Origin of the sequence: Citrobacter sp. C6_1, assembly GCF_014596835.2 — a bacterium.
Lineage (GTDB): Bacteria > Pseudomonadota > Gammaproteobacteria > Enterobacterales > Enterobacteriaceae > Citrobacter > Citrobacter pasteurii.
This window is the reverse complement of the sequence record NZ_CP115031.1, coordinates 3,042,858-3,059,680: the sequence shown is the minus strand read 5'-3', so window position 1 is coordinate 3,059,680 and position 16,823 is coordinate 3,042,858. Positions and strand designations below refer to the sequence as shown.

17 protein-coding genes, 1 tRNA gene and 2 pseudogenes are annotated in these 16,823 nt (G+C 52.6%); 11 read left to right on the top strand and 9 right to left on the bottom strand.

All coding sequences use genetic code 11. The features are described from left to right. Positions 1-122 precede the first annotated feature (122 nt). The 10 genes from IB196_RS14810 to rlmC all read left to right on the top strand — a co-directional run bounded on the left by IB196_RS14810 (position 123) and on the right by rlmC (position 8,984). Positions 123-413: a DUF1418 family protein gene (locus IB196_RS14810; RefSeq protein ID WP_040233924.1), complete on the top strand. Its 291-nt coding sequence runs from the start codon at positions 123-125 to the stop codon at positions 411-413. After that, positions 397-1,119: a nitroreductase NfsA gene (gene nfsA / locus IB196_RS14805; RefSeq protein WP_005123605.1), complete on the top strand. Its 723-nt coding sequence runs from the start codon at positions 397-399 to the stop codon at positions 1,117-1,119. The genes IB196_RS14810 and nfsA overlap by 17 nt, the downstream gene beginning before the upstream one ends. A 59-nt stretch (positions 1,120-1,178) precedes the next feature. Further along, positions 1,179-2,081 carry a 30S ribosomal protein S6--L-glutamate ligase gene (gene rimK / locus IB196_RS14800; RefSeq protein WP_005123604.1) on the top strand — a complete coding sequence of 301 codons (903 nt, stop codon included), beginning with the start codon at positions 1,179-1,181 and terminating at the stop codon, positions 2,079-2,081. A gap of 90 nt (positions 2,082-2,171) precedes the next feature. Then, positions 2,172-2,648 carry a YbjN domain-containing protein gene (locus IB196_RS14795; protein ID WP_005123602.1) on the top strand — a complete coding sequence of 159 codons (477 nt, stop codon included), beginning with the start codon at positions 2,172-2,174 and terminating at the stop codon, positions 2,646-2,648. A 430-nt stretch (positions 2,649-3,078) separates the two neighbouring features. Then, positions 3,079-4,191, top strand: a complete 1,113-nt coding sequence (gene potF, locus IB196_RS14790; RefSeq protein WP_005123601.1) for a spermidine/putrescine ABC transporter substrate-binding protein PotF — start codon at positions 3,079-3,081, stop codon at positions 4,189-4,191. A gap of 137 nt (positions 4,192-4,328) precedes the next feature. Beyond that, complete coding sequence (gene potG, locus IB196_RS14785; protein WP_005123599.1) at positions 4,329-5,462, top strand: putrescine ABC transporter ATP-binding subunit PotG; 1,134 nt, start codon at positions 4,329-4,331, stop codon at positions 5,460-5,462. A gap of 9 nt (positions 5,463-5,471) precedes the next feature. After that, the gene (gene potH / locus IB196_RS14780) at positions 5,472-6,425 is read left to right on the top strand and encodes a putrescine ABC transporter permease PotH (RefSeq protein ID WP_005123598.1); all 954 of its coding nucleotides are present in this window, start codon (positions 5,472-5,474) and stop codon (positions 6,423-6,425) included. Further along, on the top strand, positions 6,422-7,267 hold the full coding sequence (gene potI, locus IB196_RS14775; RefSeq protein WP_048212155.1) for a putrescine ABC transporter permease PotI: 846 nt from the start codon (positions 6,422-6,424) through the stop codon (positions 7,265-7,267). Before potH ends, potI begins: the two co-directional genes overlap by 4 nt. 59 nt (positions 7,268-7,326) lie before the next feature. Next, positions 7,327-7,815: a YbjO family protein gene (locus tag IB196_RS14770; protein ID WP_005123594.1), complete on the top strand. Its 489-nt coding sequence runs from the start codon at positions 7,327-7,329 to the stop codon at positions 7,813-7,815. A 41-nt stretch (positions 7,816-7,856) separates the two neighbouring features. Next, positions 7,857-8,984: a 23S rRNA (uracil(747)-C(5))-methyltransferase RlmC gene (gene rlmC / locus IB196_RS14765; protein WP_040233929.1), complete on the top strand. Its 1,128-nt coding sequence runs from the start codon at positions 7,857-7,859 to the stop codon at positions 8,982-8,984. Between the two features lie 143 nt (positions 8,985-9,127). On the opposite strand, the gene IB196_RS14760 is transcribed toward rlmC, so the two are convergent. The 3 genes from IB196_RS14760 to IB196_RS14750 form a co-directional block, all read right to left on the bottom strand. Further along, positions 9,128-9,215 (bottom strand) — tRNA-Ser (locus IB196_RS14760). Positions 9,216-9,364: 149 nt separating this feature from the next. Next, a complete protein-coding gene (locus IB196_RS14755; RefSeq protein ID WP_005123590.1) occupies positions 9,365-10,042 on the bottom strand; it encodes an isochorismatase family protein in 678 nt (225 codons plus the stop codon). 16 nt (positions 10,043-10,058) lie between these two features. Beyond that, positions 10,059-10,919, bottom strand: coding sequence for a pirin family protein (locus IB196_RS14750; protein ID WP_188231842.1), 861 nt, complete (start codon positions 10,917-10,919; stop codon positions 10,059-10,061). Between the two features lie 108 nt (positions 10,920-11,027). Here IB196_RS14750 and IB196_RS14745 point away from each other — a divergent pair, with 108 nt between their 5' ends. Then, entirely contained in the window at positions 11,028-11,939 is a 912-nt protein-coding gene (locus IB196_RS14745) for a LysR family transcriptional regulator (protein WP_005123587.1), read from the top strand. A 78-nt stretch (positions 11,940-12,017) separates the two neighbouring features. On the opposite strand, the gene infA is transcribed toward IB196_RS14745, so the two are convergent. The 6 genes and pseudogenes from infA to cydD form a co-directional block, all read right to left on the bottom strand. Then, on the bottom strand, positions 12,018-12,236 hold the full coding sequence (gene infA / locus IB196_RS14740; protein ID WP_002211347.1) for a translation initiation factor IF-1: 219 nt from the start codon (positions 12,234-12,236) through the stop codon (positions 12,018-12,020). Continuing rightward, a pseudogene (locus tag IB196_RS14735) lies at positions 12,164-12,328 on the bottom strand (hypothetical protein); the annotation flags it as partial. The pseudogene IB196_RS14735 and the gene infA, both read right to left, overlap by 73 nt. A 119-nt stretch (positions 12,329-12,447) precedes the next feature. Continuing rightward, a pseudogene (locus IB196_RS14730) lies at positions 12,448-12,522 on the bottom strand (hypothetical protein); the annotation flags it as partial. Further along, entirely contained in the window at positions 12,523-13,227 is a 705-nt protein-coding gene (gene aat, locus IB196_RS14725) for a leucyl/phenylalanyl-tRNA--protein transferase (protein ID WP_005123586.1), read from the bottom strand. 44 nt (positions 13,228-13,271) lie between these two features. After that, entirely contained in the window at positions 13,272-14,993 is a 1,722-nt protein-coding gene (cydC, locus tag IB196_RS14720) for a cysteine/glutathione ABC transporter ATP-binding protein/permease CydC (RefSeq protein ID WP_040233934.1), read from the bottom strand. Then, positions 14,994-16,760, bottom strand: a complete 1,767-nt coding sequence (gene cydD, locus IB196_RS14715; protein WP_040233935.1) for a cysteine/glutathione ABC transporter permease/ATP-binding protein CydD — start codon at positions 16,758-16,760, stop codon at positions 14,994-14,996. Positions 16,761-16,823 lie beyond the last annotated feature (63 nt).

Genomic DNA, 16,823 nt, shown 5'->3' with positions numbered 1-16,823 from the left:
CGCGATTTGTGACGGATGGAAAGCAGGTTCAGCCTGTTGCTTTGATATCCTCAAGCTATAACTGTTAAACACGACAAGGCGGAACGTTTTATAATGAAAGCCATTTCGCCGGGAGGCCGCTTATGCGCACAATTGGTGTATTACCCAAAAGTGTATTGATGCTGGAAATAATAGGGATGGTTTTGTTATCGCTGGCGCTGCTATCGCTTAACGATTATCTCACCTTACCCGCACCGCTTAGCAGCCCGTTAGCCTGCGTGGTAATGATATTTCTGGGCGTGCTGCTGATGCTTCCCGCCGCGGTGGTATTGATGTTGCGCATTGCGCAGCTGTTGGCACCGCAGCTGATGCCGCGTGCTCCCGACGCTTCTTCCCATTCAGCCAGAGAAAAAAAAGATGACTCCAACCATTGATTTACTTCGCAGCCACCGTTCCATTCGCCATTTCACCGATGAAAGTATTTCGGACGCACAGCGTGAGGCGATTATTGCTGCCGCTCAAGGGACATCAAGCTCAAGTTTTTTGCAGTGCACGACGATAATTCGTATTACCGATCAAAGTCTGCGTGAGTCCCTGGTGACCTTATCCGGAGGACAAAAGCACGTCGCACAGGCCGCTGAATTCTGGGTTTTTTGCGCTGATTTTAATCGCCATTTGCAGATTTGCCCCGATGCGCAACTGGGGTTGGCGGAGCAACTGTTGCTTGGCGTGGTTGATACGGCGATGATGGCGCAAAATGCGCTGACAGCGGCTGAATCGCTGGGACTTGGCGGTGTGTTCATTGGCGGTCTGCGCAACAATATTGAGCCGGTAACGGAATTACTGACGCTGCCGAAGCATGTTTTGCCACTGTTTGGCCTGTGTCTCGGCTGGCCTGCGGATAACCCGGACATCAAGCCCCGGCTGCCAGCAACACTGGTGGTGCATGAAAACCATTACCAGCCGCTCGATCAGGATGTTTTGTCGCAATATGACGAACAGCTTGCGCAGTACTATCTGACCCGTGGTAGCAACACGCGTCGCGATACCTGGAGCGATCATATTCGCCGCACCATCATTAAAGAAAGCCGTCCCTTTATCCTGGAATATTTACATAAACAGGGATGGGCGACGCGCTAAAGCGTTTAACCCAGTGTATGATACGCCAGCTTTTACCAGGTCTTTTAGAGAGGTGCAGGGTGAAAATTGCCATTTTGTCCCGGGATGGAACGCTCTATTCTTGCAAACGCCTGCGTGAAGCGGCGATGCAACGCGGTCACCTGGTTGAAGTTATCGATCCTCTTTCTTGTTATATGAACATTAGCCCGGCAGCGTCTTCTATCCATTATAAAGGCCGCCAGCTTCCCCATTTTGACGCGGTCATTCCAAGAATTGGCTCAGCCATTACCTTCTACGGTACGGCGGCATTACGCCAGTTTGAGATGCTGGGTAGCTATCCGCTGAATGAGTCAGTAGCGATTACCCGCGCACGCGATAAGCTGCGTTCGTTACAACTGTTGGCGCGACAGGGAATTGACCTGCCCATTACCGGAATAGCCCACTCGCCGGACGATACCAGCGATATGATTGATATGGTCGGCGGTGCACCGCTGGTGGTGAAACTGGTGGAGGGGACTCAAGGAATCGGTGTGGTATTGGCCGAAACGCGCCAGGCCGCAGAGAGCGTAGTGGATGCATTTCGTGGTCTGAATGCCCATATTCTGGTCCAGGAATATATCGAAGAGGCGAAGGGGCGAGATATTCGCTGTTTTGTGGTGGGAGACGAGGTGGTGGCCGCCATTGAGCGCCGGGCGAAAGAGGGCGATTTTCGTTCTAACTTGCATCGCGGCGGGGTCGCCACTATTGCCAATATCACGCTGCAGGAAAGGGACATTGCGCTTAAAGCTGCCCGCACGATGGGGCTTGATGTTGCTGGCGTCGATATCCTGCGTGCAGAACGCGGACCGCTGGTTATGGAGGTCAACGCTTCTCCAGGGCTGGAGGGCGTGGAAAAAACCACAGGGATAGATATTGCTGCGCGAATGATCCAGTGGATCGAGCGTCATGCTACTCCTGAATTTTGTCTTAAAATCGGCGGCTAAACGCAATATCGATAGCGATCGTGGTATGACACGGTCTTTTTGCGTAAGCTGTGCCGGTAATTTTTTCATCAATAGAGGTCGCACATTATTATGACATCACTGGTCGTTCCCACTCTGGATACGTTGCGTCAATGGCTCGACGACCTGGGCATGAGTTTTTTTGAATGTGATACCTGTCAGGCGCTGCATTTACCGCACATGCAGAACTTCGATGGCATTTTTGATGCAAAAATTGATCTGGTGGATAACGTCATTCTATTTTCCGCGATGGCGGAAGTCAGACCTTCAGCGCTGCTGCCGCTGGCCGCCGATCTGTCCGCAATCAATGCCAGCTCGCTGACGGTAAAGGCCTTTCTGGATATGCAGGATGATAATCTGCCAAAGCTGGTGGTTTGTCAGTCGTTATCCGTTATGCCGGGTGTGACGTTTGAACAGTTTGAATGTTTTGTGCGTCAGAGCGAAGAACAGATATCGATGGTGATCCTTGAAGCCGGGGCACATCAGTTGTTGTTTAATGCCGAAGAAGACGGGCAAAACGGCAATGCAGAGGTGCATTTCCTCCATTAATCGTTCCTGATTTTGGGTATCTATAGCGTAGCCGCTGCCAGAGCGGTTGCGTATTTCACGTTTTTATTCTGCATTTAACCTTTTCTTAAAGAATTATTCACTTCGATTCAGTCTCTATCGCTTTACGTCATAGACAAAACCTGCATAAAAAATTGATAAAAGACGTTTTTTTATCTGGGCTATATCCTCGAATCCTGGCTAAAGTTATTCTTGCAAGGCTTATAAACGTCACCGTTCAATGAGTCCACTATGAGCTATCTGTGGCTGTATGCATGTTGAATGAGTCAGCGGATATCAGCGAGCAATAGCGGCGGGGAGAGAGACCTCCCTTTCATTGGTGCCGAATGAAATAATATGCACGTTTCTTGCATATCATTAGAGTGTGACTTTTTTGTTCGTTTGTTAACGAACTTTCAGAAGGAAAGAGATTATGACCGCCTTAAATAAAAAATGGTTATCAGGCCTGGTTGCGGGTGCTCTGATGGCCATCTCTGCCGGCACGCTCGCTGCTGAACAAAAAACGCTGCATATTTATAACTGGTCTGATTATATTGCCCCGGATACAGTGGCTAATTTTGAAAAAGAGACCGGAATTAAAGTTATCTATGACGTATTTGATTCCAATGAAGTCCTGGAAGGTAAGCTCATGGCTGGCAGCACCGGTTTTGACCTTGTTGTCCCGTCAGCCAGTTTCCTCGAACGGCAACTGACCGCGGGCGTTTTTCAGCCCCTGGATAAGAGCAAACTGCCAGGCTGGAAAAACCTCGATCCTGAACTGCTGAAACTGGTGGGTAAACACGATCCAGACAATAAGTTTGCTATGCCGTATATGTGGGCAACCACCGGTATTGGCTACAACGTGGATAAAGTTAAAGCGGTGCTGGGTGCGGATGCCCCGGTTAACAGCTGGGATTTGATCCTCAAACCGGAGAATCTGGAAAAACTCAAAAGCTGCGGTGTCTCTTTCCTCGATGCGCCTGAAGAAGTGTTTGCCACTGTGCTGAACTATTTGGGTAAAGATCCAAACAGTACCAAAGCGGATGATTACACCGGGCCGGCAACCGATTTGCTGTTGAAACTGCGTCCGAATATCCGTTATTTCCACTCCTCGCAATACATTAACGATCTGGCAAATGGTGATACCTGTGTCGCGATTGGCTGGGCAGGGGATGTATGGCAGGCCGCAAACCGTGCGAAAGAAGCGAAAAATGGCGTCAATATCTCCTTCTCGATTCCCAAAGAGGGGGCGATGGCGTTCTTTGATGTGTTCGCGATGCCTGCAGATGCGAAAAACAAAGACGAAGCCTATCAGTTCCTCAATTACCTGCTGCGCCCTGATGTGATTGCGCATATTTCCGACCACGTGTTCTATGCCAATGCCAACAAAGAAGCGACAGCACTGGTCAGCCAGGAAGTTCGCGACAATCCTGGTATTTACCCGCCTGCGGATGTCCGCGCCAAGCTGTTCACGCTGAAAGTTCAGGATCCGAAGATTGATCGTGTCCGTACTCGCGCCTGGACGAAGGTAAAAAGCGGGAAATAACCTGATGTACGGGACGTGACCCGGCAGGATTTACGCCTGCCGGGCAGTGCCGATCCCGGACACACAAAACCCGGCAATACGCACCAATAAGGTGCGTTATTTGCACTGTTTCTTTATTTATGCCGGAGAGCACTTGAGTGAATGATGCAACCCCACGCCCACAAGCGAAAATCCGCAAGGCGCTGACCCCGCTGCTTGAAATTCGCAACCTGACGAAGTCATTTGACGGTCAGCACGCCGTCGATGACGTCAATCTCACTATCTACAAAGGCGAAATATTTGCCCTGCTGGGTGCGTCCGGTTGTGGTAAATCAACCCTGTTGCGCATGCTGGCGGGGTTTGAGCTGCCGACTACCGGGCAAATCATGCTGGACGGTGTCGATCTGGCGCATGTCCCGCCTTATCTGCGTCCAATTAATATGATGTTTCAGTCCTACGCTCTGTTTCCACATATGACGGTGGAACAGAATATTGCCTTTGGACTCAAGCAGGACAAGCTGCCGAAAGCAGAAATCGCTAGCCGGGTGAATGAGATGCTCGGGCTGGTGCACATGCAGGAGTTCGCCAAACGTAAGCCACATCAGCTTTCAGGCGGTCAGCGTCAACGCGTGGCACTGGCGCGTAGCCTGGCGAAACGCCCGAAGCTGCTGCTGCTGGATGAACCGATGGGCGCTTTGGATAAAAAACTGCGTGACCGCATGCAGCTGGAAGTGGTTGATATTCTTGAGCGTGTAGGGGTGACCTGTGTGATGGTGACGCACGACCAGGAAGAAGCCATGACCATGGCAGGGCGCATTGCAATCATGAACCGCGGCAAATTTGTGCAGATCGGCGAGCCGGAAGAGATCTACGAGCATCCGACCACGCGCTACAGCGCAGAGTTTATCGGTTCGGTAAACGTTTTTGAGGGGCTACTGAAAGAACGTCAGGAAGATGGTTTGATTATAGAGTCTCCAGGTCTGGTGCATCCGCTGAAAGTGGACGCAGATGCTTCTGTTGTCGATAACGTCCCGGTGTATGTCGCGCTTCGTCCGGAAAAAATCATGCTCTGTGATGCCCCTCCGCCGGATGGCTATAACTTTGCGGTGGGTGAGGTGGTGCACATTGCCTACCTGGGCGATTTGTCGGTGTACCACGTGCGTTTAAAAAGCGGCCAGATGTTGAGTGCCCAGCTGCAGAACGAACATCGCTATCGCAAGGGGCTACCGACCTGGGGTGACGAGGTACGTTTGTGTTGGGATGCGGACAGCTGTGTGGTGTTGACGGTTTAAGGAGCGAAGATGAGTACACTTGAACCTCCGGCACGTGCCGAAAAAGCGAGCCGTTTCACGCTGTATATGTCGCAGTTGCAAATGAAACATGGTCGCAAGCTGGTGATCGCGTTGCCGTATGTGTGGCTGGTTCTCCTGTTTTTATTGCCGTTTCTGATTGTCTTCAAGATAAGCCTGTCAGAAATGGCACGGGCGATACCGCCGTACACTGACCTTGTGGCATGGGCCGATGGTCAGCTATCTATTACGCTCAATTTAGGTAACTTCCTGCAGTTGACGGACGACCCGCTCTATTTCGATGCTTACCTGCAGTCTTTGCAGGTAGCGGGGATTTCGACGATCTGCTGTCTGTTGTTGGGGTACCCACTGGCGTGGGCGGTGGCACACAGCAAGCCTTCTACACGCAATATTTTGCTGTTACTGGTGATCCTGCCTTCCTGGACCTCTTTCTTGATTCGCGTCTATGCCTGGATGGGGATCCTGAAAAATAACGGGGTGCTGAACAATTTCCTGATGTGGCTGGGGGTTATCGATCAGCCATTGACGATCCTGCATACCAACCTGGCGGTTTATATCGGTATTGTTTATGCCTATTTGCCCTTTATGGTGCTGCCGATTTATACCGCACTGACGCGCATTGACTATTCGCTGGTGGAAGCGGCGTTGGATTTAGGCGCACGGCCGTTGAAAACCTTTTTTAGCGTGATTGTGCCGTTGACCAAAGGCGGGATTATCGCTGGCTCAATGCTGGTGTTTATCCCGGCGGTAGGGGAATTTGTTATTCCGGAACTGCTTGGGGGGCCGGACAGCATTATGATCGGCCGTGTGCTATGGCAGGAGTTTTTCAATAACCGCGACTGGCCGGTAGCGTCTGCGGTTGCCATCATTATGTTGCTGTTACTGATTGTGCCAATCATGTGGTTCCATAAGTATCAGCAGAAAAGCGTGGGGGAACACGGATGAATAACTTGCCGGTCGTCCGCTCGCCGTGGCGGATCTTTATCCTGGTTGTGGGGTTTACTTTCCTGTACGCCCCCATGCTGATGTTAGTTATCTATTCGTTTAACAGCTCTAAGCTGGTGACGGTGTGGGCGGGTTGGTCAACACGCTGGTACGGTGAACTTTTCCACGATACTGCAATGATGAGTGCCGTCGGCATGAGTTTAACGATTGCTGCCTGTGCTGCGACGATGGCGGCGATCCTTGGCACCATCGCCGCTGTGGTGATGGTGCGCTTTGGTCGTTTTCGTGGTTCGAATGGTTTCGCCTTTATGATCACCGCGCCGCTGGTCATGCCGGATGTCATTACCGGTTTGTCGCTGCTGCTGCTGTTTGTGGCGTTGGCTCATGCCATCGGCTGGCCGGCGGATCGCGGTATGTTGACCATCTGGCTGGCGCACGTCACCTTCTGTACGGCGTACGTAGCGGTGGTGATTTCCTCGCGTTTGCGCGAACTGGATCACTCCATTGAGGAAGCGGCGATGGATCTCGGCGCGACGCCGCTGAAGGTCTTTTTCGTCATTACGCTGCCGATGATTATGCCGGCGGTCATTTCCGGTTGGTTACTGGCCTTTACGCTATCGCTGGATGATTTGGTTATCGCCAGCTTTGTCTCTGGTCCTGGAGCCACAACGTTACCGATGTTGGTGTTCTCCAGCGTACGTATGGGGGTTAACCCGGAGATCAACGCACTGGCGACGCTGATCCTTGGCGTGGTAGGAATTATCGGATTTATCGCGTGGTATCTGATGGCGCGAACAGAAAAACAACGGATACGCGATATCCAACGTGCAAGACGCGGCTGAAAAAACTAAAATCTGCCAATCTGTCTATACGGCGCAGCTGTGGTGGTTGCGCCGTTTTCATGGAAGACGACGCGTTGGGATTTTTTAAGAAATCATCCACATCACATGCTCGCTTAAACGTCCCTGCTTTTGTGCAGGTGGCGGCGCTGGCTATCATCATGATCCGCTGTCTCGATCTGTTGATGATTTTTAATACGCTTGGGTTTCGTGGAACCAGTGAGTTTATTCATCGCAGTGTGCAGACCTGGAATTTGACGCTGGTATTTCTTGGCAGTCTGGTGCTGCTATTTATCGAAATTTACTGCGCATTTTCGCTGGTCAAAGGACGGAACTGGGCCCGCTGGATCTATCTGCTGACCCAGATTATCGCCAGCGTCTATCTGTGGGCGGCTTCGCTGGGCTACGGATATCCGGAACTGTTCAGTATTGCGGGGGAGTCCAGACGTGAAATTCTGCATACGCTGGTGATGCAAAAATTGCCGGATATGCTGGTGTTGCTACTGCTGTTTATTCCTGCGTCCAGCAGGCGGTTCTTCCGCTTGCAATAACGTGTATAATTCTGGCCCCCGGTTAATTTGTAGGTTTTTGTATGCAGTGCGCACTTTATGACGCCGAACGCTGTCGCTCCTGTCAGTGGATAGCACAGCCTGTCGCCGATCAACTCTTCGCCAAAACAGCCGATCTGCAAAATCTGCTGGCCGATTATCCAGTCGGTGAATGGTGCGCGCCAGTCAGCGGCCCGGAAAGCGCTTTTCGTAATAAAGCTAAAATGGTGGTTAGCGGCAGCGTGGAGAAACCGCTATTGGGAATGCTGCATCGTGACGGTACGCCTGAGGATTTGTGCGACTGCCCGCTTTATCCTGAGTCTTTTGCGCCCGTATTTGCCGCACTCAAACCGTTTATCGCCCGCGCGGGGCTGACGCCCTATAACGTGGCGCGTAAACGTGGAGAACTGAAATATCTGCTGTTAACGGAAAGCCAGTTTGATGGCGGTATGATGCTGCGTTTTGTCCTGCGTTCCGACGCGAAACTGGCACAGCTGCGTACGGCGCTACCGTGGCTGCAGGCACAGTTACCGCAGCTAAAAGTCATTAGCGTCAATATCCAGCCTGTGCATATGGCGATTATGGAAGGGGAGACAGAAATCTTCCTGACCGAACAGCAGGCACTGGCCGAACGTTTTAACGACGTACCGCTGTGGATCCGTCCGCAGAGCTTCTTCCAGACCAATCCGCTCGTGGCGGGGCAGCTATATGCCACGGCGCGCGACTGGGTGCGTCAGCTACCTGTTAATCACATGTGGGATCTGTTTTGCGGTGTTGGGGGGTTTGGGCTGCACTGCGCCACGCCGCAGATGAAACTGACGGGGATTGAAATCGCGCCAGAAGCGATTACCTGCGCGAAACAGTCGGCACAGGAGCTTGGGTTACAGAATCTGCATTTTCAGGCGCTGGACTCAACTCAGTTTGCTACCGCTCAGGGCGAAGTACCGGACCTGGTGCTGGTGAATCCACCGCGTCGGGGAATTGGCAAACCGCTGTGTGATTTTCTTTCTCACATGGCACCGCGTTTTATCGTTTATTCCAGCTGTAATGCGCAAACCATGGCGAAGGATATTCGTGAATTGCCAGGGTATCGCATTGAGCGCGTTCAGCTTTTCGATATGTTTCCGCACACTGCACACTACGAAGTGTTGACGCTGCTTAGTCGGCGATAAATGGCATGCCTGATGGCGCTTTGCTTATCAGGCCTACAGGTTATTCGTCATTCGTAGGCCGGATAAGGTGCTTGCACCGCATCCGGCAAATGCAATATGCGAAAAAAAAAGCCCGTACTTGCGTACGAGCTCTTCTTCAAATATGGCGGTGAGGCGGGGATTCGAACCCCGGATACGTTGCCGTATACACACTTTCCAGGCGTGCTCCTTCAGCCACTCGGACACCTCACCATATTGTATTGCTGCCTGACCGCTTGGGGGGCAACGGGGCGCTACTATAGGGAGTTGCGCTAAAACGGTCAAGCAGAATTTACGTGTTCACTCTCGTTTGGTTACGCAATGTACATATTCCTCCGCCCGGGCAGGCACGGAGGATAAGATCAGCGCTGAGAGTCCAGTTTTTCACCGTTGGTGACGACTTCCTGGGCTTTGCTGTAACTCTCAATCAGCAACTGATAAGCAGGGAAGACCTTGGTATACACTTCCGCCCATTCAGCGGCGTCTTCACGGTTCCATGTCCCCTGAATTTCAGACGCGACGGCGGCGGTATCCATCGGGACTACGCCTGCCTGAACGACACGAGCCAGGGTGATTTCCTGCGCCATTTTGCTGTAAGTACCGGAAGCGTCGATCACTGCGAAAACTTTGTAGCCTTCCGCAACCGCGCTGATGGCCGGGAAAGCCATGCATACGCTGGTGATCGTACCGGCGATGATCAGCGTCTTACGACCGGTCGCTTTCACGGCTTTCACGAAGTCTTCGTTATCCCAGGCGTTGATTTCACCTTTACGCGCCACGTATTGGGCATGTGGCGCATTAGCGTGGATCTCTGGGATCAACGGACCGTTAGGCCCCTGCGGTACAGATGCCGTAGTAATCACCGGCATCTTCGCCAGGGAGGCCATTTTAGCCAGCGCGGCAGCACGCGCACGCAGTTCTGGCATGGGCATATCGCCGACGGTCTGGAAAAGTCCGCTCTGGTGATCGATAAGCAGCATAACGGAATCATTTACATCGATGACCGGACGTGAACCATTAAAGTTTGCAGGGCTGGACATAGTATTCTCCTTTGATTCAGATTTGGCCAAAGCGGCCGGAGTTAAAATCGCGTACTGATTCTGCGATTTCTTGTTTAGTGTTCATGACAAATGGACCGTAACCCACAACCGGCTCGTTCAACGGTTCGCCGGACAGCAGCAGCACGCAGGCGTCGCTGGTGGCTTCAATGTGTAGCGTTTTCCCCTGCTGGCCGAGCACCACCAGTTGCGCTTCGCTGGCAGGCGTGGTGCCGTTTACGGTGATATTCCCTTTCAGTACCACCAGTGCAGTGCTCCATCCTTCCGGCTGGGACAACGTGAACTGATGATTACGCTGCAGACGCATATCCCAGACATTCAGCGGCGAGAAGGTATGTGCCGGACCTTTTGTTTCCTGATAGCTGCCCGCAATGACACGGAGAGTGCCGGCGTCATCTGGCAGCGCGACAGTAGGGATAACATCACTACTAATGCCCTGATATCCTGGTACGGCCATTTTGTCTTTTGCCGGCAGATTGACCCACAGCTGCACCATTTCCAGCTCGCCGCCCTGACGGGTAAATTCAGGCGAATGGAACTCTTCGTGCAATATCCCTGCGCCCGCGGTCATCCACTGCACGTCGCCGGGGCCGATAATGCCGCCGCGACCGGTTGAATCACGATGCTCAACTTCACCGCTGTACACGATGGTCACCGTTTCGAAACCACGGTGAGGGTGTTCGCCCACGCCACGTTTTTCATTACCTGGGGTGAAGGTATGTGGCCCGGCGTAATCCAGCAGCAGGAACGGACTTAACTGTTCAGCATGAGACTGGTAAGAGAACATCGAGCGAACCGGGAATCCATCGCCAACCCAGTGTGGGCGAGGTGCGGTGTAGACGCCTGTTACTTGTTTCATATGTGTCTCCTCAGTGGCGTTATCTTGATGTGAATAAGCTTATATTCATGACAGAAAACTGAGTAGTAGCTAAAATAGCTTTCACAGTCTCATAAATAGGACAATAAGATGACTAAGCCGGATCTCAATGATTTCGCGTGGTTTGTTCACGTAGTTGAAGAAGGAGGATTCGCTGCGGCCGGTCGGGCGCTCGATGAACCGAAATCAAAACTGAGCCGCCGAATTGCACAACTGGAGGAGAGGCTGGGGGTGCGATTGATTCAGCGAACCACCCGGCAGTTTAATGTTACTGAAGTTGGACAAACGTTCTATGAACACTGTAAGGCTATGTTGGTGGAAGCGCAGGCAGCGCAGGATGCCATTGCGGCGTTGCAGGTAGAGCCGCGAGGTATTGTGAAGCTGACCTGTCCGGTCACTTTACTGCACGTACATGTCGGCTCCATGCTCGCCCGTTTTATGGCACGTTATCCCGATGTATCCGTACAGCTTGAGGCGACAAATCGTCGGGTTGACGTGGTCGGTGAAGGCCTTGATGTCGCGATTCGCGTCAGACCCCGTCCTTTTGAGGATAGCGATCTGGTAATGCGTGTACTTGCTGACAGGGGGCATCGCCTGTATGCCAGCCCGCGATTGATCGAGCGGATGGGCACTTTACATGCGCCAGCGGAGCTGACCAGATGGCCTGGTCTGAGCCTGGCCACGGGTAAGCATGTGCATCGCTGGGAATTATTTGGCCCACAGGGCGCACGTGCGGAAGTGCATTTCACACCGCGTATGATCACCACTGATATGCTGGCTTTACGCGAAGCGGCAGTGGCAGGTGTAGGGGTCGTTCAGCTTCCGCAATTGATGGTAAAAGAGCAAATAGTGGCGGGCGAGCTGGTGGCATTACTCGACGGTTGGGAACCAAAGCGAGAGATCATTCACGCGGTTTTTCCATCGCGCAGGGGGTTATTGCCGTCGGTTCGTGCACTGGTGGATTTCCTCACGGAAGAATATGCACGAATGATCGAGGATTAAATACGTAATATCAGTCCACAAAAAAGGCCGGTTAAACCGACCTTTTATTATCTGGACGCCATTTGGGCGTTAAAACAATCAGCGACTACGGAAGACAATGCGGCCTTTGCTCAGGTCGTACGGGGTTAGTTCAACAGTCACTTTGTCGCCCGTCAGGATGCGGATATAGTTTTTACGCATTTTACCGGAGATGTGTGCAGTAACCACGTGACCGTTTTCTAACTCTACGCGGAACATGGTATTAGGTAACGTATCGAGAACGGTACCCTGCATTTCAATATTGTCTTCTTTGGCCATCTAATCCTCTGGGGTATCACTACCGTAATTTGAACCGGCAAGATAATGCCGAAGTTCTTTTAATAAGTAAAGATTTGTGCGTTTAAAACGCAGTAAATCGGGTTTGGCGCATTACTCTAACCACACACAACAAAGCCGCACTAAAAGCGCAACGTGTAAGGGAACGATGAGATAAACGATAGGCGTTGCCTGACGCGAACTGTTCCTTAACGGCGGCGGGGTAATGGGCTAAACCGACTCTGCGGCACCAATTATAACACCCCGACAAAAAATGTGCCGAAAACATTCACTCCTGAGGCGAAAATAACGTCCTGGGCACCCAGAAGTGGCTCGGTAGGCGCTGCTGGCGTAGCCTGCTTAAATGTTCAAGGTAGTCCCTGCGCGGAGTCTCAATGGCTCCCAGCGACGCGGTATGGGTATTTAACACCTGGCAATCAATTAATTTTCCGCCCTGACGGATAAATTCAGCGCAAAAAACAAGCAGTGCGGTTTTGGAGGCATTTTCCTGGCGACTGAACATCGATTCACCGCAAAAAAGGGTACCTTGCGCAACGCCGTACATCCCGCCGACTAATTCATTTTGCCGCCATACTTCAATAGAGTGCGCATGTCCAAGTTCATGCAGCCGATGATAGGCATCCACGACATCATGCGTTATCCAGGTGCCTTCTTCCCGGTCGTTTGCACATCCTTCAATGACCTGACCAAACGCGTAATTAAGTGTCACGCGATACGGTGAGTGTTTATGAAAGCGCTTCATGCTGCGACTTACGTGAAATTTGTCAGGCCAAAGAATGGCGCGTGGGTCGGGCGACCACCAGAGGATAGGGTCGCCAGGAGAAAACCACGGGAAAATACCGCGTTGGTAGGCCATTAGCAGGCGGGCAGGGCTGAGATCGCCCCCCAGCGCCAACAAACCATTAGGCTCGCGTAAAGCGCCTTCCGGTGAGGGGAAGGCGATAGAATGGCGGGACAGTTGCACCAGGCGCATGACAGCGAAACTCCACTACGCGAGTTGGATCGTTCAATAATAGCTTACAGACGTTGCTTAAACTGGTAATAACGCCCCTGCCTGGCTAACAGATCTGCGTGATTACCTTGCTCAATTATGCGTCCGTTGTCCATCACTATTATTTGATTAAATCGCGACAGTCCGCGCAGGCGATGTGTGACCATCAGGATGGTTTTATTGCGCATCACATCGTTAATCAATTCAAGCATTTGGCTTTCCGTTGTTGCATCCAGACCTTCAGTAGGTTCATCCAGAAGCATCAGCGGCGCATCGTGCAGCAAGGCTCGCGCGATAGCCAAACGGCGTAGCTCTCCGCCTGAAAGCTGACGACCGCCTTCACCCAACCAGGCATTGAGACCATCACCTTCAAGCAGTTTTTCCAGACCGACACGACACAGCATCTGGGATAGCGCTTCATCGCTGGCGTGTGGCGCAGCCAACAGCAGGTTATCGCGCAATGTCGCACTGAACAGATGCACTCGCTGTGGTACGACGCTGATGCATTGGCGCAATGCGGCTTCGTTCAGCGTTGAAATCGGACGATCGTTAATCAGGATTTCGCCGTGTTGTGGATCCCATGCACGGGTCAATAATTGCAGCAACGTTGATTTCCCACAGCCTGTCCGACCCAGAATCGCAATGTGTTCACCGGGTTTAGCGAGCAAAGAAAGGGTGTCCAGAGCTTTTTGTGTTTGCCCAGGATAGCTGAAAGACACCTCACGCAATGTCAGAGTAATCTGTTGCGAAACCGTAGATTCCGTATCCGGGAAGGTGACTTCCGGTTGCTGTTCTGTCAGTTCGGTAATACGTAGTGCTGAAGCAATCACCTGGCCGAGATGCTGAAATGCGCCGGTAACAGGGGCCAGCGCTTCGAAAGCGGCCAGCGCGCAGAACACAAACAACGCTATCAGTGCGCCTGGTTGAGTGTTTCCGCCTACGCCACCTGAAGCCATCCATAACATCATCACCACAGCCAGAGCGCCAATCAGCAGCATGACAGCCTGAGACAAGGCCGTTAATTCGGACTGACGACGCTGAGCTTCATGCCATTGCAGCTCGGTGGCTTCCATTTGTGTGCGGTAGCGTTCACTGGCGCCAAAAAGGGTCAGCTCCGCCTGACCCTGTAACCAGGAGGTCAACTGCTGACGGTATTGCCCGCGCAGATGCGTCAGGTTCTGCCCGGCGCTTTTACCCGCCTGGTAAAACAACGGAGGCAAGATAAACAGAGTCAGCAGCATAATACCGCCAAGGGTGATGGCGAGTGTGAGATCGAGAACGCTCAACCCTAGCGTGACTACCACAATAACGACAAACGCACCAACCAGCGGGGAAAGCACGCGTAAATAGAGATGATCGAGCGTGTCGACATCCGCCACAACGCGGTTGAGCAGTTCGCCCTGGCCGTATCGGGCGAGCCCGGCAGGGGAGAGCGGCAGCAATTTGCTGAAGGTGTAAATACGCAGATGCTGCAATACACGAAACGTCGCGTCGTGACTGACCAGTCGTTCGAAATAACGACCTGCGGTTCGGGTAATTGCCGCCCCGCGAACGCCAGCCGCCGGAAGCATGTAGTTAAAACTGTAAATCCCGGTGACACCGACAACGGCGGAAGCAGACAGGAACCAGCCTGAAAGCGTCAGTAAACCAATGCTTGCCAATAATGTAACGATCGCCAGAACGATCCCCAGTGTTAACATCCATTTATGACGTTTATACAGCGTCAGATAGGGTAGCAAAGCGCGCATTTAGATGTCCTCCTGACGGTGAGCCAGTAATGTCGCAAAAGCCCCGTTGGCTGCGCTAAGTTGCGCGTAGGTACCTTGTTCGACAATCTGGCCGTCTTGCATGACCCAGATAGCGTCCCAGTCGGCAAGATCTTCCAACTGGTGCGTAACCATCAGTGTGCTCTGGCGGCGCGATGCTGCATTCAATGCCTGCATCACACGTTGTTCGCTGTGAGCATCAAGACTGGCTGCGGGTTCGTCGAGCAGCAGTAACTGACACGGGTTGAGTAAGGCACGGGCAACGGCAACACGCTGCGCTTGCCCGACAGAAAGTCGACCTGCCTGGTCGCCCACAGGGGTATCCACACCCCGAGGAAGCAGCGGTAAAAACTCACTGACCCAGGCGCTATCGAGCGCGGCCTGTAACTGTTCTTCGCTGGCATCAGGGCATGCCAGCAGCACATTTTCGCGCAATGTAGCAGCCGGAAGCTGCGGGTTTTGCCCAACCCATGAGAGTTGTTTACGCCAGGCATCAGGCGACAAGTCACGAAGTTCAAAGCCATTAATACGCAATGAGCCCTGATACGAGAGAAAGCCTGACAGAACATTCAGCAGCGAGCTCTTACCGGAACCACTACGCCCAACCAGCACCGCGCGCTGGCCTGCGGGTAGGGAGAAGTTAAGCGGACCAGCCAGGATCTTGCCTTCGGGTGAGGTGATGATCAGATCTTCGGCTTCAATTGAAACCGCGTCTTTGGTCGCCAGCTCAATATCGCCACGCTCAGGATGCGCGAGCGGGGTTTCCATGAACGTTTTCAGACTGTCGGCAGCGCCTACCGCTTGCGCCTTGGCATGGTAAAACGTGCCCAGATCGCGCAGGGGCTGGAAAAATTCCGGTGCCAGAATCAGCGCCAGGAAACCAGCCGCCAGCGTGACGCCGGTTCCGTAGTGGCCGAAATCAAGCTCGCCGAGATAAGAAAAACCGAAGTACACGGCTACCAGGGCAATAGAGAGCGAAGTGAAAAACTCCAGCACGCCCGAAGACAGGAATGCCAGACGAAGCACTTCCATCGTACGCTGACGGAAATCCTGCGATGCAGCCCGGATGCTTTCCGTCTCCGCTTTGCCGCGACCAAAAATTCTCAGTGTTTCCATGCCGCGCAAGCGATCGAGGAAATGACCGCTGAGTCGGGCAAGTGCCTGAAAGTTACGCCGGTTGGCATCGGCAGCGCCCATACCGACCATCGCCATAAACAGAGGGATCAGTGGTGCGGTTCCCAGCAGGATAAGGGCTGCAACCCAGTTTGACGGGAAAACGGCAGCCACAATCAATAGCGGGACGCATACCGCAAGCGCCATTTGCGGCAAATAACGCGCATAGTAGTCATGCATATCGTCAATCTGTTCCAGAATCAGCGTGGCCCAGCTTCCGGCAGGCTTCCCCTGTATCCATGCTGGCCCCGCCTGTTGCAGACGATCCAGAACCTGGCGACGAATCTCAAAACGAATATGTTGGCCCGCATGAAACCCTATTCGCTCACGTAACCAGACAACCCACGCCCGCAGGATAAAAATCAAGACCAGCACGACGAAAGGGAACAGCAGCGCTTCACGGGGGATATTTTCCATGATCATGTGCTGCAGAATCCGAGCCATGAGCCAGGCCTGAGCGACAATTAACAGGCCACTCACGAACCCCAACAGGCGTGAAATATTCAGCCAGCGTTGAGAAATGACACTTTGCTGTTTTAACCAGCGGGTAAGCTCTTTTTGACGGGTTTTATTCATTGCACGCTTAGCAGGTGAGTTATTGGAATTTTTGGGCAGGACAATGTTACAACGGGGCAAAAA

What these genes read in the sequence shown, in the direction of transcription:
- IB196_RS14810 (WP_040233924.1), top strand. Translation starts at nt 123, where the DNA reads ATGCGCACAATTGGTGTATTACCCAAAAGTGTATTGATGCTGGAAATA.
- nfsA (WP_005123605.1), top strand. Translation starts at nt 397, where the DNA reads ATGACTCCAACCATTGATTTACTTCGCAGCCACCGTTCCATTCGCCAT.
- IB196_RS14795 (WP_005123602.1), top strand. Translation starts at nt 2,172, where the DNA reads ATGACATCACTGGTCGTTCCCACTCTGGATACGTTGCGTCAATGGCTC.
- potF (WP_005123601.1), top strand. Translation starts at nt 3,079, where the DNA reads ATGACCGCCTTAAATAAAAAATGGTTATCAGGCCTGGTTGCGGGTGCT.
- potH (WP_005123598.1), top strand. Translation starts at nt 5,472, where the DNA reads ATGAGTACACTTGAACCTCCGGCACGTGCCGAAAAAGCGAGCCGTTTC.
- potI (WP_048212155.1), top strand. Translation starts at nt 6,422, where the DNA reads ATGAATAACTTGCCGGTCGTCCGCTCGCCGTGGCGGATCTTTATCCTG.
- IB196_RS14770 (WP_005123594.1), top strand. Translation starts at nt 7,327, where the DNA reads ATGGAAGACGACGCGTTGGGATTTTTTAAGAAATCATCCACATCACAT.
- rlmC (WP_040233929.1), top strand. Translation starts at nt 7,857, where the DNA reads ATGCAGTGCGCACTTTATGACGCCGAACGCTGTCGCTCCTGTCAGTGG.
- IB196_RS14755 (WP_005123590.1), bottom strand. Translation starts at nt 10,042, where the DNA reads ATGTCCAGCCCTGCAAACTTTAATGGTTCACGTCCGGTCATCGATGTA.
- IB196_RS14750 (WP_188231842.1), bottom strand. Translation starts at nt 10,919, where the DNA reads ATGAAACAAGTAACAGGCGTCTACACCGCACCTCGCCCACACTGGGTT.
- IB196_RS14745 (WP_005123587.1), top strand. Translation starts at nt 11,028, where the DNA reads ATGACTAAGCCGGATCTCAATGATTTCGCGTGGTTTGTTCACGTAGTT.
- infA (WP_002211347.1), bottom strand. Translation starts at nt 12,236, where the DNA reads ATGGCCAAAGAAGACAATATTGAAATGCAGGGTACCGTTCTCGATACG.
- aat (WP_005123586.1), bottom strand. Translation starts at nt 13,227, where the DNA reads ATGCGCCTGGTGCAACTGTCCCGCCATTCTATCGCCTTCCCCTCACCG.
- cydC (WP_040233934.1), bottom strand. Translation starts at nt 14,993, where the DNA reads ATGCGCGCTTTGCTACCCTATCTGACGCTGTATAAACGTCATAAATGG.
- cydD (WP_040233935.1), bottom strand. Translation starts at nt 16,760, where the DNA reads ATGAATAAAACCCGTCAAAAAGAGCTTACCCGCTGGTTAAAACAGCAA.